This window comes from Saccharopolyspora sp. NPDC003752, from assembly GCF_053605825.1.
The window spans coordinates 12952-31047 of sequence record NZ_JBSGJZ010000043.1 but is presented as its reverse complement, the minus strand read 5'-3'; the positions used below and the strand labels follow the sequence as shown (position 1 = coordinate 31047).

General features: G+C 68.7%; 16 protein-coding genes and 1 tRNA gene. 7 read left to right on the top strand and 10 right to left on the bottom strand.

The genetic code is table 11. The annotated features are described in order from the left end of the window. Positions 1–772: 772 nt before the first annotated feature. The 5 genes from thrB to argS form a co-directional block, all read right to left on the bottom strand. Complete coding sequence (thrB, locus tag ACWEV3_RS36130; protein WP_452618210.1) at positions 773–1687, bottom strand: homoserine kinase; 915 nt, start codon at positions 1685–1687, stop codon at positions 773–775. Next, the gene (thrC, locus tag ACWEV3_RS36125) at positions 1684–2748 is read right to left on the bottom strand and encodes a threonine synthase (RefSeq protein ID WP_452618235.1); all 1065 of its coding nucleotides are present in this window, start codon (positions 2746–2748) and stop codon (positions 1684–1686) included. The genes thrB and thrC overlap by 4 nt, the downstream gene beginning before the upstream one ends. A gap of 20 nt (positions 2749–2768) precedes the next feature. Then, positions 2769–4073 carry a homoserine dehydrogenase gene (locus ACWEV3_RS36120; protein ID WP_452618209.1) on the bottom strand — a complete coding sequence of 435 codons (1305 nt, stop codon included), beginning with the start codon at positions 4071–4073 and terminating at the stop codon, positions 2769–2771. Further along, positions 4074–5492, bottom strand: a complete 1419-nt coding sequence (gene lysA / locus ACWEV3_RS36115; protein ID WP_452618208.1) for a diaminopimelate decarboxylase — start codon at positions 5490–5492, stop codon at positions 4074–4076. A 66-nt stretch (positions 5493–5558) separates the two neighbouring features. Then, positions 5559–7220, bottom strand: coding sequence for an arginine--tRNA ligase (argS, locus tag ACWEV3_RS36110; RefSeq protein WP_452618207.1), 1662 nt, complete (start codon positions 7218–7220; stop codon positions 5559–5561). 211 nt (positions 7221–7431) lie between these two features. Here argS and ACWEV3_RS36105 point away from each other — a divergent pair, with 211 nt between their 5' ends. Both ACWEV3_RS36105 and ACWEV3_RS36100 read left to right on the top strand, forming a co-directional pair. Then, complete coding sequence (locus tag ACWEV3_RS36105; RefSeq protein ID WP_452618206.1) at positions 7432–8217, top strand: DUF3105 domain-containing protein; 786 nt, start codon at positions 7432–7434, stop codon at positions 8215–8217. 3 nt (positions 8218–8220) lie between these two features. Then, on the top strand, positions 8221–8892 hold the full coding sequence (locus tag ACWEV3_RS36100; RefSeq protein WP_358574582.1) for a DUF305 domain-containing protein: 672 nt from the start codon (positions 8221–8223) through the stop codon (positions 8890–8892). Between the two features lie 38 nt (positions 8893–8930). On the opposite strand, the gene ACWEV3_RS36095 is transcribed toward ACWEV3_RS36100, so the two are convergent. Further along, on the bottom strand, positions 8931–9848 hold the full coding sequence (locus tag ACWEV3_RS36095; protein ID WP_452618205.1) for a cation diffusion facilitator family transporter: 918 nt from the start codon (positions 9846–9848) through the stop codon (positions 8931–8933). Between the two features lie 240 nt (positions 9849–10088). On the opposite strand from ACWEV3_RS36095, the gene ACWEV3_RS36090 reads away from it, so the two are divergent. Next, positions 10089–10161: transfer RNA gene (locus tag ACWEV3_RS36090), tRNA-Arg, on the top strand. Positions 10162–10238: 77 nt separating this feature from the next. Here ACWEV3_RS36090 and ACWEV3_RS36085 read toward each other — a convergent pair. Further along, a complete protein-coding gene (locus ACWEV3_RS36085; RefSeq protein ID WP_452618204.1) occupies positions 10239–10961 on the bottom strand; it encodes an SDR family NAD(P)-dependent oxidoreductase in 723 nt (240 codons plus the stop codon). Between the two features lie 54 nt (positions 10962–11015). Here ACWEV3_RS36085 and ACWEV3_RS36080 point away from each other — a divergent pair, with 54 nt between their 5' ends. Both ACWEV3_RS36080 and ACWEV3_RS36075 read left to right on the top strand, forming a co-directional pair. Continuing rightward, entirely contained in the window at positions 11016–11573 is a 558-nt protein-coding gene (locus tag ACWEV3_RS36080; RefSeq protein WP_452618203.1) for a MarR family winged helix-turn-helix transcriptional regulator, read from the top strand. A gap of 228 nt (positions 11574–11801) precedes the next feature. Continuing rightward, positions 11802–13685, top strand: a complete 1884-nt coding sequence (locus tag ACWEV3_RS36075) for an FUSC family protein (RefSeq protein WP_452618202.1) — start codon at positions 11802–11804, stop codon at positions 13683–13685. Between the two features lie 36 nt (positions 13686–13721). Here the strand turns inward: ACWEV3_RS36075 and ACWEV3_RS36070 are convergent, their stop codons facing one another. The 3 genes from ACWEV3_RS36070 to ACWEV3_RS36060 form a co-directional block, all read right to left on the bottom strand. Beyond that, positions 13722–14462 (bottom strand): FadR/GntR family transcriptional regulator, encoded by a 741-nt coding sequence (locus ACWEV3_RS36070; RefSeq protein ID WP_452618201.1) that lies wholly within the window; start codon positions 14460–14462, stop codon positions 13722–13724. 74 nt (positions 14463–14536) lie between these two features. Then, positions 14537–14731, bottom strand: a complete 195-nt coding sequence (locus tag ACWEV3_RS36065) for a hypothetical protein (protein WP_452618200.1) — start codon at positions 14729–14731, stop codon at positions 14537–14539. A 35-nt stretch (positions 14732–14766) separates the two neighbouring features. After that, positions 14767–15789, bottom strand: a complete 1023-nt coding sequence (locus ACWEV3_RS36060) for an NAD(P)H-dependent oxidoreductase (RefSeq protein WP_452618199.1) — start codon at positions 15787–15789, stop codon at positions 14767–14769. A gap of 335 nt (positions 15790–16124) precedes the next feature. On the opposite strand from ACWEV3_RS36060, the gene ACWEV3_RS36055 reads away from it, so the two are divergent. Continuing rightward, a complete protein-coding gene (locus tag ACWEV3_RS36055; RefSeq protein WP_452618198.1) occupies positions 16125–16706 on the top strand; it encodes a GNAT family N-acetyltransferase in 582 nt (193 codons plus the stop codon). A gap of 523 nt (positions 16707–17229) precedes the next feature. Next, positions 17230–17952, top strand: a complete 723-nt coding sequence (locus ACWEV3_RS36050) for a lytic polysaccharide monooxygenase auxiliary activity family 9 protein (protein WP_452618197.1) — start codon at positions 17230–17232, stop codon at positions 17950–17952. Positions 17953–18096: the final 144 nt, after the last annotated feature.

Sequence of the window (18096 nt, the reverse complement as noted above, 5' to 3'; positions counted from 1 at the left end):
TCCTTCCTGACCGGACCGCGCCTCCTACGCGACCCAGCGGATTGCCCGCCCGCTCTGGAGTGCGGACGGCCGGTGTGTGCTACCAGCCCTCTCGCCGGCGTGGTCAGCTCCGCGCGCGGCGCGACCTATTTCGGCGATGGCTCGGGAACCAGCAGCACCGGGCGGTGGGAGGTACCCGGCTCGCGTGGTCCATGTGCGACGCATCCACTCCGATCCACACGTGCCGATGCACGCCCTGCTGCCGCCTCATTCCAGGAACCCCCGGCTCAACTTCGTGCCCCGGTGGTGAACCGGGAAGCTACGGGACATCGAGTCGGCGTCATGGTCACCTCGGGGGCCACACCGTGGAACTTAAGGCCCCCACCCCGACATCGGCAACGGATGCGCACCGCCGATCGTCCCGAAGCGAACTCGATTGAGTTGAGAACTCCTGCCTCGGTCACCGCGATCGCCGAACCCGCTAAGTTGATCTTCACCCGTGGCGGGTGGAGTTCAATTCACAGCGGGAGATGCGTCCCGGAAAACGATGTCCCGGGCACGGCACCGGCGCCCTGGGCGCGGTGACTGATTGACCTTGAGGGTAGACGCCCCGTAGTTCGGGTGCAACAACCCCCCTGGGCGTGTGGCACGCCCGCTCCGATCACGTCATCGATAGCCGGCCAGCTGCTGTCGCTGTTGGCGACCGGTGACACTTCCTTTGTACCACTCGCCGCGAATGCGCTTGCTCCGGGGCCGTGAACAGGGCTTTTCCGGCCCCGTTCACGGCCTCGGGTCACGCCTGCGGCTCGACCCGCACGCCGGCCCGATCGACCGGAAGGCGCAGCTCGTCGAAGCCGTTCGGCGCAATACCGGCGGGAAGCTCCCCGCCCGGCGGGAACGCCAGTACGGTCGGTCCCGCACCGGACACGGCGGCGGCGACGCCGGCCGAGCGCAACCGGCGGACCAGCGCGATGGTCTCCGGCCACGCCGGCTCGCGGTAGTCCTGGTGCAGCCGGTCGTCGGTGGCGGCCAGCAGCAACGCGGGATCGCTGGTGACGGCGTGCACCGCCAGCGCCGCACGCCCGGCCGCGAACGCGGCGTCGGCGTGCGGAACCCGCTCGGGCAGCAGGCCTCGGGTGGTGTGCGTCGACGACTCCGCTTGGGGGACAAGGACGATCGGTGACACGTCCGGATGCGGATCCATCCGGACCGCGTGGAAGCGCCCGGAATCCTGCCAGGCGACGACGAAACCGCCGAGCAGGCTCGCCGCGGCGTTGTCCGCGTGCCCCTCGCGGACCGCGGCCATCTGCAGCGCGCGGTCGGCGTTTTCCTTGTCCCGCAAGTCGAATCCGGCGAGCCCGAAGGCGGCGGCGGCCCCGGCGACGATGGCCGCCGCCGAGGAACCCAGCCCGCGGGAGTGCGGAATCGCGTTCTGGCAGTGCAACCGCAGCGCGGGCGCCGGGAAACCCAGTTCGGCCAACGCCTTGTGGATGACCCGCACCACGAGGTGACGCTCGTCGGTGGGCAGGGCGGCGGCGCCCTGCCCCTCCACCGACACCTCGGCGGTGCCCGCGGCGCCGTCGACGACCTGGACGGAAACCTTGTCGTACAACGACAAGGCCATGCCCAGGGCGTCGAACCCGGAGCCGAGGTTCGCGGTCGAAGCGGGCACCGTCACCCGAACGGCCGACACCGGCAATGCGGTCATGCCAGTTCCAGCGCGGTGGCGACCGCGCCCGGGTCCACCGGCAGCGGCTCCACCTCGACCATGCCGGACAACGCGGTGTCCGGGTCCTTCAGGCCGTGGCCGGTGACCGTGCACACCACGACCGAGCCCGCCGGGAGGCGGCCGTCGGCGGCGGTGACGAGCAGCCCGGCGACGCTGGACGCCGAGGCGGGCTCGACGAAAACGCCTTCCCGCGAGGCCAGCGTCCGGTAGGCGGCGAGGATCTGCTCGTCGGTCACCGCGTCGAACAGCCCGCCGGACTCGTCCTTCGCGCGCACCGCGCCCGCCCACGACGCCGGGCTGCCGACCCGGATGGCGGTCGCGATGGTCTCCGGCTGCGCGATCGGCTGGCCGTGCACCAGCGGCGCGGCACCGGCGGCCTGGAAGCCGAACATGCGGGGCGTCCGCTCGATGACGCCGTCACCGGCGTACTCGGTGTAGCCCTTCCAGTAAGCCGTGATGTTGCCGGCGTTGCCGACCGGCAGGCAGTGCACGTCGGGCGCCTGGCCGAGCACGTCGCAGATCTCGAACGACGCGGTCTTCTGGCCCTCCAGCCGGACCGGGTTCACCGAGTTGACCAGGGTCACCGGGTGCTCGGCGGAGGTCTTGCGGGCCAGCTCCAGGCAGTCGTCGAAGTTGCCCTGGACCTGCAGGATCTTCGCGCCGTGCACGACCGCCTGGGCGAGCTTGCCCAGCGCGATCTTGCCCTGCGGCACGAGCACCGCCGAGGTCAGCCCGGCGCGGGCGGCGTAGGCCGCGGCCGACGCCGAGGTGTTGCCGGTGGAGGCGCAGATGACGGCCTTGCTGCCCTCGGCCAGGGCGTGCGTGATGGCCACGGTCATGCCGCGGTCCTTGAACGACCCGGTGGGGTTGGCGCCCTCCACCTTCAGGTAGACGGTGCAGCCGGTGAGCTCGGAGAGGTGGTGGGCGGGCACCAGCGGGGTGTTGCCCTCCTGGAGGGTCACGATGCGCGCCCCGTCCGGGACCGGAACCCGGTCCCGGTACGCCTCGATCAGGCCGGGCCATCCGGCGCCGGACCGCACCGGCGCACCCTGGATGTTCGTCACGACGATTCACCTTCCACGCGCATCACGCTGACCACCTCGCGCACCACCGGTAGCTGCGCGATCTTGTCCACTGTGGACCTCAGTGCCGCGTCGGGGGCCGTGTGGGTGACCACCACGAGGCTGGCCTCCGCACCCCGGCCCTGCTGACGCACCACCGAAATGCTCACATCGTGCTCGTTGAACATGGCCGCGACCTGCGAGAGCACGCCCGGTTTGTCGGCCACGTCGAGGCTGATGTGGTAACGGGTGGGGGTCTTGCCCATCGGGCGCATCGGCAGCTGCGCGTGCGCCGACTCCCGGGGCCCCCGGCCCGCCACGACCAGGTTGCGCGCGACCGCGACGAGATCGCCGAGCACCGCGCTGGCGGTCGGCGCTCCCCCCGCGCCCTGACCGTAGAACATCAGCTGCCCCGCGGCCTCCGCCTCGACGAACACCGCGTTGAAGGCGTCGCCGACGCCGGCCAGCGGGTGGCTGCGCGGGATCATCGCCGGGTGCACGCGAGCGGACACCGACTCGGTGCCGTCCTCGTCGACCACCCGCTCGCAGATCGCCAGCAGCTTCACCGTGCGGTCCAGCGTGCGGGCGGCGGCGATGTCACCGGGCGTCACCGCCGAGATGCCCTCCCGATGGACGTCGCTGGCGGTCACCCGGGTGTGGAAGGCCAGCGACGCCAGGATCGCGGCCTTCGCCGCCGCGTCGAAGCCGTCCACGTCCGCGGTCGGATCCGCCTCGGCATAACCCAGCCGCCCGGCCTCGTCCAGCGTCTCGGAGTAGCCGGCGCCGGTGGAGTCCATCGCGGACAGGATGTAGTTCGTGGTGCCGTTGACGATGCCCATGACCCGGTTGATCCGGTCCCCGGCCAGCGACTCGCGCAGCGGGCGCAGCAGCGGGATCGCGCCCGCCACGGCCGCCTCGAAGTAGATGTCGGCACCCGAGGCGTCCGCCGCCGCGTACAGCTCGGAGCCGTGCTCGGCGAGCAGCGCCTTGTTCGCGGTCACCACCGACTTGCCGGACTTCAGCGCGGTCAGCAGCAGCGAGCGCGCGGGCTCGATACCGCCGATCAGCTCCACGATGACGTCGACGTCGCCCTCGACCAACGCGTGCGCGTCGGTGGTCAGCAGGTGCTGGGGCACGTCGGGGTGCTTGTGCGGGCGGCGCACCGCCACCCCGGTGACCAGCATCGGCGCGCCGGTCCGCGCGGCGAATTCATCCGGTTGGTCCTGCAACAGGCGCAGCACCTCGGTCCCGACGGTCCCGCACCCCAAGAGTGCGACCCTGATCGGTTCACGGTCCTGGCTCACTCACACCTCCAGCCGGAGCAGGTCGTCCTCGGTCTCCCTGCGCAGCAGCAACCGCGCCTGACCATCTCGAACCGCAACGACGGGCGGCTTGGGCAGGCGGTTGTAGTTGCTGGCCATCACGTAGCAGTAGGCGCCGGTGGCGGCGACTGCCAACAGGTCTCCTGGAGCAATGTCCTCCGGCAACCAGCAGTCGCGCACCACTACGTCACCGGACTCACAGTGTTTGCCCACGATGCGGGACAGCACGGCGGGCGCCTCGGCGGTGCGGGACACCAGTCGGCAGTCGTAGACGGCGTCGTAGAGCGAGGTGCGGATGTTGTCGCTCATGCCGCCGTCCACGCTGACGTACTTGCGGTGCGCGTCGCCGCCGAGCGCCACGTCCTTGATGGTGCCGACCTCGTAGACGGTCACCATGCCGGGGCCGACGATCGCGCGGCCGGGCTCGACGGCGATCTTGGGCACGGGGATGCCCGCGTTGTCGGCTTCCTTGCCGACGATCTCGTGCAGCCGGATCGCCAGCTGCGCGGGCGGCAGCGGGTCGTCGTCGGCGGTGTAGGCGATACCCAGCCCGCCACCGAGATCCACAGTGGACGCGCTGGCCAGCGCCTCGGCACCGTGCTCCTCGCGCAGCTCGGCGAGCAGCCGGACCACCCGGTGCGCGGCCAGCTCGAAGCCGTCCACGTCGAAGATCTGCGAACCGATGTGGCTGTGCAGGCCGGCCAGCACCAGCGAATCGGCCTTGAGCACCCGGTGCACCGCCTCGGCGGCCTGCCCGTTGGCCAGCGAGAAGCCGAACTTCTGGTCCTCGTGCGCGGTCGCGATGAACTCGTGGGTGTGCGCTTCAACGCCGACCGTGATGCGCACCAGCACGTGCTGGCGGACGCCGCGCTCCGTGGCGATGTGGTCCAGCCGGGCGATCTCGTGGAACGAGTCCAGCACCACGGAGCCGACCCCGGCCTCGACGGCGGCGGCCAGCTCGGCGACGGACTTGTTGTTGCCGTGGAACGTGATCCGCTCGGCGGGGAACCCGGCGCGCAGCGCCACGGCCAGCTCGCCGCCGCTGCACACGTCCAGGCTCAAGCCCTCCTCGGCGACCCACTTGGCGACCTCGGTGCACAGGAACGCCTTGGACGCGTAGTGCACGGCGGCCGGGTCGCCGAACGCCTCGGCGTAGTCGCGGCAACGCGACCGGAAATCGTCCTCGTCGAGCACGAACAGCGGCGTGCCGAAGCGTTCGACGAGCTCACGGACGTCGATGCCGGCGAGCCGGACGACGCCATCGGCGCCGCGCTCGCAGTTGCGCGGCCAGACGTTCGGGTGCAGCAGGTCGACTTCGTCCGCGGTCACCGGGAGGGGTCCCGCGGTGTTACCGGGCAGCACGACATCGGCGTGCCGCGGCCCGGCGGGATGGGCGCGCATTTACAGCTCCTTCGCGCGACCTGCCGATGGGCAGGCCGTTGTTGCATTCATCTGCTCGCGTGCGCCCTACATCTTGTCCGGGGCGCTGACCCCGAGCAGGCCGAGGCCGTTGGAGAGGACCTGGCGGGTCGCCTCGCACAGCTGCAGCCGGGCGATGGTCAACGGGCTCGCCTGGTCGTCACCGGGCTGCAGAACGCGGCACGCGTCGTAGAACTTGTGGTACGCGGCGGCCACGTCCTCCAGGTAGCGGGCCACCCGGTGCGGTTCCCGCAGCTGGGCGGCCGACAGCACCACGCGCGGGAACTCGCCCAGGGTGCGGATCAGGTCGCCCTCACGTTCGTGGGTGAGCAGCGACAGGTCGGCTTCGTCCACCGGTCCGCGCTCGATGCCGAGCGAGGCGGCGTTGCGCTGCAACGAGGACAGCCGGGCGTGCGCGTACTGCACGTAGAAGACCGGGTTCTCGTTGGTGCGCTTGCTGATCAGATCCAGGTCGATGTCCACCGCGGAGTCCGCGGAGGACCGGATCAGCGAGTAGCGGGCCGCGTCCACGCCCACGGCGTCGACGAGGTCCTCCATTCTCACGACGGTGCCCGCGCGCTTGCTCATCCGCACCGGCTTGCCGTCGCGCACCAGGTTCACCATCTGCCCGATGAGCACCTCGACGACGGCCGGGTCGTCGCCCAGCGCCGCGGCGGCGGCCTTCAGCCGGGCGATGTAGCCGTGGTGGTCGGCGCCCAGCATGTAGATGCACAGGTCGAAGCCGCGGGCGCGCTTGTCCCGAAGGTAGGCGACGTCGCCGGCGATGTAGGCGGGCGCGCCGTCGCTCTTGATCAGCACCCGGTCCTTGTCGTCGCCGTACTCGGTGGAGCGCAGCCACCAGGCGCCGTCGGCGAAGTACACGTGGCCGGACTGCTTCATCTCCTCGACGCACGCGGCGACCGCGCCGGAGGTGTGCAGCGAGTCCTCGTGGAAGAACACGTCGAAGTCGGTGCCGAACTCGTGCAGGCTCTGCTTGATCTCGTCGAACATCAGCGCGACGCCGATGCGGCGGAACGCCTCGTGCCCCTCCGCCTCGGGCAGCTCCAGGGCGTTCGGCTCGGCCTTGAGCACGGCCGCGGCGATGTCGGCGATGTAGTCGCCGCCGTAGCCGTCCTCCGGCGCGGGCTCGCCCTTCGCAGCGGCGATCATCGACCGCACGAACCGGTCGATCTGCGCGCCCGCGTCGTTGAAGTAGTACTCGCGGGTCACCTCGGCGCCCTGCGCTGCCAGCACCCGGCCGAGCGCGTCGCCGACCGCGGCCCACCGGGTGCCGCCCAGGTGGATCGGGCCGGTCGGGTTGGCGGAGACGAACTCGAGGTTGACCTTCAGCGCCGTGTAGAGCTCGCCGCGGCCGTAACCGGCGGACTTGGTGAGCACCTCGCGCACGATCTGGCCCTGCGCGTCGGCGGCGAGCCGGAGGTTCAGGAAGCCGGGCCCGGCGACGTCGACGGAGTCGATGGCGTCCAGCCCGGTCAGCGCGTCGGCGAGCCAGCCCGCGAGATCGCGCGGCGACACGCCGACCTTCTTGGCGACCTGCATGGCCACGTTCGTGGCGTAGTCACCGTGCTCGGGGTTGCGGGGTCGCTCGACCGTCACCGCCTCGGGCAGCACGGAAGTGTCCAGGTCCCTGGCGGAGAGGACCTCGACGGCGGTGTTGCGGACCAGTTCTGCGAGCGCGGCGGGAGTCACCTTATGCAGTCTAAGGAAGCGTCCGCGCTGCTCAGCCAACGGGTTGGGGACGAGCGAGCAGGAGATAACACGCCGCGTGATCGACTCGTCACTCTGGTGTGAGAACGTGGTGGCGAGCATTGGACGCACGGCCACCCGCGGCGCCCGGAATCTCTACACTGACGGGCCGGATCCCCCGGCGGTTCTCGGCGAGACGAGGTTTGCGAAGAGCATGGCGAACAGGAAGAGCAAAGCGGTGCGCGGCGCCGTGGTGCACCAGCGGTCGATCCCCTGGATGCTGATCTCCGGCGTCACCGTCGTGGTGGTTTTCGCGGCCGTGATCTTCGGGTACGCGTACAGCCGGTGGTCGGGACAGGAGTCGATCCGGCAGGCCCAGGCCGAAGCGGAGAAGGCCACCGAGGCGTTCAAGCCGTCGCCGCAGAACCCGGACCCGTCGAAGACCATCCCCGGCATCACCGTCGTCGACTACCCGGGGCAGATCCACGTCCGTCCGGACCAGCGGGTGGCCTACGACCACGCGCCGTCGTTCGGCGGCCCGCACGACGGCATCTGGGCCGACTGCACCGGCGTGGTCTACCCGGAGGCGGTGCGCACCGAGAACATGGTGCACTCGCTGGAGCACGGCGCGGTGTGGATCGCCTACAACCCGGATCGGGTCAACGAGCCCGGCCTGGAGCGGCTCAAGGCCCGCGTCGACGGCAAGCCCTACACGATGATGTCGCCGTACCCGGGCCTGGACAGCGCGATCTCGCTGCAGTCCTGGGGCCACCAGCTCAAGGTCGACAACGCCGACGACCAGCGCATCGACCAGTTCATCACCGCGCTGCGGCTGAACAACAACGGCGTCTACCCGGAGATCGGCGGCTCCTGCCAGGCCTACCCGGGCGCGTTCGACACGAACAACCCGCCGAAGTTCGACCCGACCCCGCCCGGCCCGGACGCGATCCCGATGGACGGCCGCGGCGCCAGCGCCGCCACCGGCGAGATGGGCCAGTGACCCGTGTCGGCTGAGGCACGGCGGCCGCTGCCGGTCCGCATCTTCGTGGCCGTCGCGGCGGCGGTCGTCCTCCTGCTGCTGGGGGCGGCGCTCGGGCTGCTGATCCGGGTGCCGTCCTTCGACAGCGCCGAACCGCAGCCGACGGCGGTGGACGTCGGCTTCGCGCAGGACATGTCCGTGCACCACCAGCAGGCGGTGACGATGGCGACGCTCGCGCGGGAGCACGCCGCCGACGTCGCCGTGCGCCAGCTGGCGTTCGACATCGAGACCAACCAGCGCGACCAGATCGGCCGCATGCAGGGCTGGCTCAGCCTGTGGGGCCAGTCCGCGCAGGCCGTCGGCCCGCTGATGACGTGGATGACGGAGGACGGCGGCCACCAGCACAGCGCCCCGGCGGCCGCGCAGTCGGAGTCCGGCGGGCTGATGCCCGGCATGGCGACCAGTGCGGAGATGTCGCGGCTGCAGTCGCTGCGCGGGCCGGAGTTCGACGTCTACTTCCTGCAGCTGATGCTCCGCCACCACGAGGGCGGCGCGCCGATGGCGGACTACGGGGCGACGCACGCGGCGGTCCCGGCGGTCCGCGAGCTGGGGAAGAACATGCTCGGCTCCCAGCGCAGCGAGAGCGACCTCATGCGCTCGATGCTCGCCGAACGAGGCGCCCAGCCGCTGCGCTGAGGCGCGAGCATGGGAACCTTCCTGTCACCCGGCGGCCCTCACCAGGTCAAAGCCCGGCAGCGCTGAGCGCATTCGGCGGGCTCGACCTGCAGGGTCGCGTGGTCGATCTGGTAGCGCTCGGCCAGGACTCGCTGGGCCGCCACCAGCACGCCGCCGTGGTCGGCGCCGGCTCCGGTGGTGAGGTGGGCGGAGGCGACCTCCATGCCCGAGGTGAGGGTCCACACGTGCAGGTCGTGCACCTCGGTGACCGACGGCAGCGCGGCGAGATCGGCCCGCAGCTCCTGCAGGTCCACCCCTTCCGGCGCCTGCTGGACGAGGATCCGCAGCGCCTGCCGCGCCAGCTTCCAGGTGCGCGGCAGCACGAACAGGCCGACAGCGACCGCGACGATCGGGTCGGCCAGGTACCAACCGAACGCCCAGGTCACCGCGCCACCGATCAACACGCCGACGGAGCCGATGGTGTCCGCGAGCACCTCGAGGTAGGCGCCGCGCACGTTCAGGCTCTCGTTCGCGCCGCGCCGCAGCAGCGCGAAGACGACGAGGTTGGCGGCCAGCCCTGCGGCAGCGGTCAGCATCATCGGCACGCCGGCGACCTCCGGCGGCTCCTGGAACCGGGCGATGGACTCGTAGAGGATGTAACCCGCGACGCCGAACAGCAGCACGGCGTTGGCGAGCGCGGCGAGCACTTCCATGCGGTAGAGGCCGAAGGTCCGCTTGCCCTCGACCGGTCGCCGGGCGGCGGTGATCGCGGCCAGCGCCATGCCGACGCCGAGCACGTCGGTGAGCATGTGCCCGGCGTCGGAGAGCAGCGCCAGCGATGACGTGAGAAACCCGACCACCGCTTCCAGGACGAAGAACGCGAGCAAGATCGCGAACGATGCGGCCAACCGCCGCACGTAGCGACCGGATGCGCTGACCGCATCGGCGGCGGAGCCGTGCCCATGCCCCTGACCCATCGACCGTCCTCCTCAGTCGTCTCTCCAATACATAGTGAAGTATGCATGAGTGCACGCGTCAAGTCAGGCCCCCGCTTGCCGGGATGCGAGCATGGGAGCTTTCCTGTCACCGGCGACAGGAAAGCTCCCATGCTCCAACCTCGCCACGAAGACGCGGTGAACTGCGGGACAGCGGCAAACCGACCCCCGTCGAAGGGTGCCCGCCGGGTGCGCTAAGCTAACGATCGTCCGCAGCGACAAGCCCTCGTAGCTCAGCGGATAGAGCACTGCCCTCCGGAGGCAGGTGTCACAGGTTCGAGTCCTGTCGAGGGCGCACCGAAATCGGGTCCTGGCGAGTTTCACTCACCAGGACCCGATTTCGTTATGCGGCAAGCAACATCGACGCGGCGCTCATCTGGTGGTGTAAGCGCCGCCGTTCACGTGCAGGGTCTGCCCGGTGATGTGGCCCGCGCCTTCGGACGCCAGGAAGTGCACCGTTTCGGCGATGTCGCTCGGACGTCCCGCACGGCCGTTGTGGGTGGCGTCGATCAGGGCGGCTCGCTTCTGCTCGCCGAGTTGCCCGTGGAAGAACTCGGTTTCCTCGATGTAGCCGGGCGCGATCAGATTTGCCGTCAGCCCCTTCGGCCCCACCTGCGCGGACAGACCCGCGTTCCAGGCCGCCAGTGCCGCCTTCGCCGCCCCGTAAGACGTAGAGGCGTATTCGGCGCCGATGGAACCGATGTTGATGATGGCGCCGCCCGGCCGGAGTTTGTCGAGCACGGCCGTCGTGGTCGCGACGGCGCTGAGCAGGTTGGCATCCAGGTTCTCCCGCCACGCGGCCATCACCTCCTCGAGACCTTCCGGCTCCCCGGACCGCTGCAGGTCGGTGTTGCCGCCGGCCATGTTGACCAGCACGTCGAGATGCTCTCCGAGCCGGTCGGCCAGGTCGGCCACCTGCCGGGGATCGGTCGCGTCGCAGGCGATCGACCGGACGTCGATCTCGGCCGCGGTGGCTGCCAGCCGCTCCGCGTTGCGGCCGGTGATGATCACGGTGTCACCTTCGGCACGGAATCTGGCCGCAACCGCCTTGCCGATTCCCGTACTACCTCCGGTTACGAGCACGATGCGCTTCACTGAAAGCTCCTCAACTGATACGTTTAACGCTAAACGTAACTCGGAAGGCGGCAGATGTCCAACACCCCAGGAGCCGGTGACTATCCGCTCAACCAGGCCGCCACGTGGCCCACGGCGGACATCGCAGCGGCATGGCAACGCGAACTCCCCGGTGTGGACACCGATTCCATCGGGGTCATCACGCCGATCTGGCGCATCGCCAAAGTCCTCGCCGACGAACGGCGGCGCACCCTGAGCAGGCTCGGGATCGATCCGTCCACACTCGACCTCCTCAGCGTGATCCGCCGCGCAGGCCCGCCGTACGAGCTCACGACCCGCGAGATCACCCGCCGGACACTGGTCACTCCGGGTGCGGTCTCCCAGCGAATCGCCCGGGCAGAACAAGCCGGGCTGGTCTCGCGATCACCGTCCACGGCCTCGCGCCGAGCGGTCGCCGTCCGGCTGACCGACGCTGGCCACCGCCTCATCGAAACCACCGTGCGCGAACTGCTCGAACACGAGTCGCAGTTGATCAGCGCGCTCACCGCGACCGAACGCTCATCCCTGACCGGCTTTCTCGCCAAGCTGGAACATTCGCTCGTCGAACCATCCCAGGACGAGTCGGCCGACTGAATTGGTCCACTTCGGATGGATCGGACGGTCGACGAGACCATCCAGGTTCCATGCCTGACAGGAAGGTTCCCATACTCCAGCCGAAACAGGACATTTTTCGCCCAGGTGACAGGAAGGTTCCCATGCTGCACCTCGGCAATGCCTGATGCGCGACGTGGCGTCCGCTGCTGAAGCTGTCCACTGTGGCCGCCGTCGATAAGGTGGGGCCATGGCGGTTGCGAGGCCTCGGTGAGTGCAGGCAAGCGGCTCGGGTTGCTGCTGATGATGGCGGTCATCGTCGGCGGAGCGGCCGGGATGGGCGCGGTGGCGGGGCTCGGCGCGGCGACGACGTTGGCCGCGCTCACCGCCATGTTCTGCTTCATGGCGGCATCCGGCGGCGCGTTGCGCCCCGATTTGCGACTGCTCGCGGTACTCGCGCCGACGATGGTGCTGGCCGTCGCGGTGCCGCGCCTGATGGCCGAGGTGTCGAGCTGGGTCTCGATCGCACTGGTCGTGGTCGTCGTGTTCGTCGCCGGTCTCCTGCCGGCGTTGGGCCAACGCTTCGTCCAGGTTGGGCTCGGTTTGGGCATGGCGGCCCTGTTCAGCTACGGATTCCAGCTCACCGGGACCGCCACGCACATCCAGATCGTCGCGGCTCCGATGCTGGCCGTGATCTGGGTCTTCCTGCTCCGCCTGTGGCTCGGCGCCAGGGACCCGAGCGGGCCGACGAGAGCCGTCCTGGCCAGTGCATTGGCCGACGCGCAGCCACCCGACCCGGGGGAAGCACTGCGCAAATGGCACTCCGACCGGCCGACGCGCTGGACCGGGCAAGTGCTGTTCACGACCATGCGCTACCGCACCATCCTCGGTGTCCTCGGCGACCGTCGTCGGTATCTGCCGTCCCACGACGCCGAAGAACTGGATGCCGCGCTGGACGCCGCACGCGAAGAAGCAACCAGGCTGGCCGACGCCGTGCGCGCTCCCGCCTCACCCGAGCTGCCTGACAAAGACAGACCGGCAGTCCCCGAACTTCCCGGCGGCACCAGCCGCCTGGTCTCCCGCTTGTGGGAGGAGCTAGCCGAGATCCGCGCTGCGGCTGCGGTCCGGGACGCCACTCGGGTCACGGTCCCCGCGACGGTCCGCCAGGTGCTGGTGAAGACCTCGCGCGGCACGCTGTCCTGGCGATCGCCCCAACTCCGGCATGCGGTGCGGTGCGCGCTGGGCGTGCTGATCGCGCTCGTGATCGCGAGCTTCCGGCCCGGAGATCCGCTCACCGTCGCGTTCCTGATGACGATCTTCGCGATCATGCAGCCGGAGTGGCACGACAGCCTGGCAAAAGCCCGCGAAAGGGTCATCGGTGCGCTGGCCGGATCCGTGGTGCTGGCGCTGGTGATCTGGCTGCTTCCGCAGGCCGCGCTGGCACCGGTGGCGTTGATCGCGCTGCTGATCGGCTTCTGGTTCATGCGAACGCAGCCCGTGGTGTTCAACGGGTGCATCGTGCTGATGAGCGTTGGGCTGAACGCCACCACGCGCCACCTGGACCCGGTGTCGGTCCTCGTGGAGTACGTGGTGCTGATCCTGCTCGCCCTGTTGATCGGATTGGTCTTCGGGTTCGCCGCGATACCAGGTGTGCCCAAGCCCGGCATCAACGAGCGCTTCGCCAACGCCTGCGGCGCGATCCGGAACCTGCTGGGCCAGGTGGCGGATGTCCACCGAGGGGCTGGTCCCAACCCGCACGATCTCGCCCGGAGCTTCCACACAGCCGTCCGAACCCAGCAGGAGCTGGTCACGGCCACGCCCGGCAGCAGGCAACCGCAGCCCGACCAGCAGGAAGCGCTCGACACCGCCTACGACAGCCTGCGAGGCCTGTTCCACCAGGCAACGGCCCTGGTCATGCTCCCGCCTGACAAGTCGACCGCAACCGCCATCGACGACACGCTTCGCCTGCTCGACGACGGCAGCATGGGAACTTTCCTGCCAGAAGTGACAGGAAGGTTCCCATGCTCCAGCACCTCCAGCGACCTCGCCGACCGCGAACCGCTTCCCGAGATCTCCGAGACCGAGCTGCTGCTGGCGACGATGAACGCCGACGCGCTGCTGCTGCGGCAAGTGACACCGAAGTTCACGGATTGAGAGACGTCGCCCGCTTCAGCAGGTTCAAGCTGGCGATCAGCGACCGCCGGTAAAAGATCCGGTCTCGTAGAAGTCGTTGATGTGATCGCGAACGAGTTCGACGGCCCGCGGGGCGTCGTGCTCCTCAATGGCCCGCAAGATGTTCCGGTGCTCGCTGCGCACCGTCTTCGCAGTCGCTCGCCAATCGGCCAGCTGCTCGTAAGCGTCGATCATCTGGCGCTGGATCGCGGTGCGCAGCGAACTCATCAGGTAGGAAGCCAGCGAGTTTCCGGTCGATTCGGCGATCCGCACGTGGAACTCGGTGTCCAGGCGGTTGAAGTCGCGGGCGGTCAGATCGGCCGCGTCCATCTGGTCCAGGATGCTCCGCAGCGCGTCGTAGTCCTCGCCGGTGGCGTTGCGCGCCGCGTCGGCGACCGCCCACTCCTCCAGCATCAGTCGAGTCCGGAGCACATCGGTGCCGCCGAAGTGCCCGAGCGCCAACTGCATCTTCAGCAGGATGGCGAAGCCTTCACCGGGGTGCCCGACGAACACTGTCCCGCCTTCGGGCCCGCGGCCGGGCCGAACTTCGACGATGCCTAGCGCCTCAAGCACGCGCAGCGCCTCACGCAGCGACGGGCGGCTGACGCCGAGGAGCTGCGAAAGTTCGCGTTCGCTGGGCAGCCTGTCACCGGGTGCGAGCAACCCGTCCAGCATGCGCTGCTCGATCTGCGCCATGACCTGCTCGTAGGTGCGCACCTTGCGCACCGGTTCCCACGAGCTCTGGCTTGCGGAACTCACGCTCCTCCTCGATTCTCCTGCGATGCTCCCGGAGACCGCCCCACTCTACGGGCGTAGCTCGCCCCTGCCCGCCGTCATCCGCGCATCGTTCGTTCCAGCTCACGCCGCAACTGCACCGCCAGCGCCGAGTCATCCACTTCGACGTCCTCCCAGCCGACGACACCGCCCTGGGGAATGTCGTTGCGCAGCTTGACGCCGCTGGCCAATCCCATCGGCAACGCACCAAGCTTCATCGACATCTCTGCCGGGGCGAGCTTGCCGTGAACCATGTAGCCACCCTCGCCGTCGAGGACTTCCCCGGCCTTCAGCGCACGTTTTGCAACGGAGACGACGTCTCCGCGGAAGGCCGTCGGGCACCCGGTCGCCTCTCCGCGCACGGGGCCGAAGCGATGCTGATGCCCAGTTCCAGTCCGATCATGTGGTACGGCCGGTAGAGCGAGCCGTAGCGCCCGGTCTCATCCGTGCGCACGCCGTATTCGGCGAAGCACTGGACCGCATAGTCGGTGCGCGCTTCGAAGCTGACGTAGACGCCCCAGCGCAGGTCTCGCGCGACGTCGGTGCCGTCGCGGTGGAGGCTGGAGGCGATCTCGACGGTGCCCCGGCGGGTCAGCCGGCCCCCGATCTCGGCGGGCCGGAACACCGTTGACAGGTCGTCGGCTCCGCAGGGCGGGAAGAGCAGACCTTCGTCCTGCGGCACCAATCCGGTGCCGTTGGCGACGGCCGCCATCTCGATGGCCGATTTCGTCCCGTCCAGGAACGAGTTGAACATCTTCGGGTTGAAGTCCCCGCGATCCAGCTGTTCCCGCGTGAAGCCGTAGTGCTCCCACACCGTGTCCGGAGTGGATGCGTGGTACTCGGGCAGGTACTTCGTTCCCTTGCCAGCGGCCACCACGTCGAAACCCGCTGTGCGAGCCCAATCGACGAGCTCGCAGATCAGGGCGGGCTGGTCGCCGTAGGCCATCGAGTAGACCACCCCTGCCGCGCGAGCCCGCTCCGCGAGCAGCGGCCCCACCATGCAGTCGGCCTCGACGTTGACCATGACGACGTGCCGGCCGGCGTCGATCGCGCGAACCGCGTGGCGCACACCTGCCATGGGGTCGCCGGTGATCTCCAGGACCACCTCCAGCCCCGGAGCATCGATCAACGTATCGGCATCGTCGGTGACATGCGTGCTACCGCTGCGCAATGCCTCGCCGAAGCTAGCGGCCGCGTAACGCTCGGCGGGCCAGCCGGTGCGCTGCAACGCGGCCCGAGCTCGCTCCGGCGAGAGGTCTGCGATGCCGACGACGTGCATGGTTTCGAGGCTCAACGCCTGGGTGAGAAACATCGAGGCGAACTTCCCCGCCCCGATCACGCCGACTCGGACCGGCCCACGATCCCGCGTTCGTTCGCCCAGCAACGCGTGGAGATTCATCAAACCCCTCACTGGACATACGGTCTGACCACAACAGCCGTCCAACGTAATCTCGCCCCCACCCACCGTCAACCCGCCGTGACGGGCGAGAGCATGGGAACTTTCCTGTCATTCGACCCCGACATCCCAGCTCAAACGAGGGCTACCACCTGCGGTCAGATTGAAAATGATTATCATTGCTCTACTGGCGCAGCCCTGAGTGACCCAGATCCACAGCAAGGGAGCCTTCCTGCCGCCCAGGAACGAACATGCATCACCGATCGCCCGGAGAGGACGCGATGCAGCACAACATCGAACACCGCATCAGCGAGTACACCGTCCGCGCCGCCAGGCCATCCGACGTTGATGGCGCACGGAAGGTCATGCTCGACACCTTCTACAACGAGTTCGGGCACGGTTACGACTCGAAATGGCACTCGGACGTCGTCAACATCGAGCCCACGTATCTGCAGAATCCTCGGCACGCCCTGTTCGTCGCGGTCCGCGACGGCGAGGTCGCGGCAACAACGGCGGTGCGAGCCAACGGCCCCAGCAGTCCGCCGCATCCACAGTGGATCGCCGACCGCTACCCGAGCGGCGAGACCGCTCAGCTGTTCAGGGTTTACGTTGCCAGGGCACACCGCCGGCACGGTCTTGCACGCGCTTTGGTGGCAATGGCTTGCGACTTCGTCGCCGACACGGCGGGTTACTCCGCGATCTACCTGCACACCAACCCGGAGATCGAAGGCGCCGAGCCTTTCTGGCGCGCGGTGGCGAAGGAGATCTACGACGCGCGTGGCGACGAGCAGCACAGCCAGTCCGTCCACTTCGAGATCCCGATCCCGCACTGAAGCGACCCGAGGACTGCCGCGTCAGTGACAGGAAGGTTCCCATGCTCCAACCCCCAGGCCCCCTGGAGCCAACGAGCTAACAGGCCGCTGCATGGGAACCTTTCTGCCGCAACCCCCGGCAGGCACACTTGCCGCCATCGGGCGACTCGCGGCACCGTTTCACTTCAGGGAAATTAAGAATCAAAAAAGGTCAATATCAAAAATTCGACCAACAGATTCCCCGAAGTCCCGATTAAGACTCGTTTATCGCCCGCGTCAGATTCCTTTACGCATTCATTTCAGACGGCAGTACACTACCCCCCACCTGCAAAAACGATCGGCGAACCAATAGTTTTCAATAAGCACGAATAGAATTTTCACAGTGGACGTCCCCTCGTCTGCCGAGTCAGCATCTGTTCGCCCCGAAACGATGCACCGGTGATCGATGCGCGCCGTTCACGGCCGACGTCGGCACCGGCGGACAACGAGGAGACTCGACGTGAACGTGTGCCCCAAGCTAGCCGCAGCCACTGCTCTTGGTGGCGTGTCCGTCATCGGCTCCCTGCTTGCCCCGCAGGCCGCCTTTGCCCACGGCGACATGCAGGCACCTGCCGGCCGCGCCTACACCTGCTTTCTAGAAGGAGCCGAGAGCCCCGACTCGGAGGGATGTAAGGGAGTCGTTGCCGAGAACGGTTCCGCCCCGATCTACGACTGGATGAGCAACCGGATCGGCGACGCCAACGGCCGGCACCAGGAACTGATCCCGGATGGGAAGCTCTGCAGCGCCAACAATCCGATGTACTCGGGTTTCGACGCCCCGGCCACGGCATGGCCGACCACTCAGCTGCAGACCGGCGACGTCGACCTCAACTTCAAGGCCACTGCCAAGCACCAGGGCGGGTTCCAGGTCTTCATCACCAAGGACGGCTGGGATTCGTCGAAGCCGATGGCTTGGGGCGATCTGGTGAAGGTCGCCGATGTCGACAACCCGCCGGAAACCGCGGAAGGGTACTCGATCGCCGCGAAGATCCCCGAGGGCAAGACAGGTCAGCACGTGCTCCACACGATCTGGCAGCGCACTGACAGCCCCGAGGCCTTCTACTCCTGCTCCGACGTGGTCTTCGGCCAGCAGGGAACCGCCCAGACCAGCGCCCTTGAGGCGCAGCGGCCTGCGGCCACGACTTCAGCCACCACGCACCATCACGACGCCCACACTCCTGAGCAGACTGCGTCTTTCTGGGATCGCGTGATGGGCTGGTTCGCCTGACGTTGCGATCGCCCTGACGTGGAGCATGGGAACCTTCCTGTCAAAAGTGTGCGGTAGGGTGCCCATCGGCCCCGGCGGGCGGGCCCCTTCCGGGGTGGGGGCGGGCGTTCCTAAAAGCGGTGGGGTTATACGTAACCAAGCCAC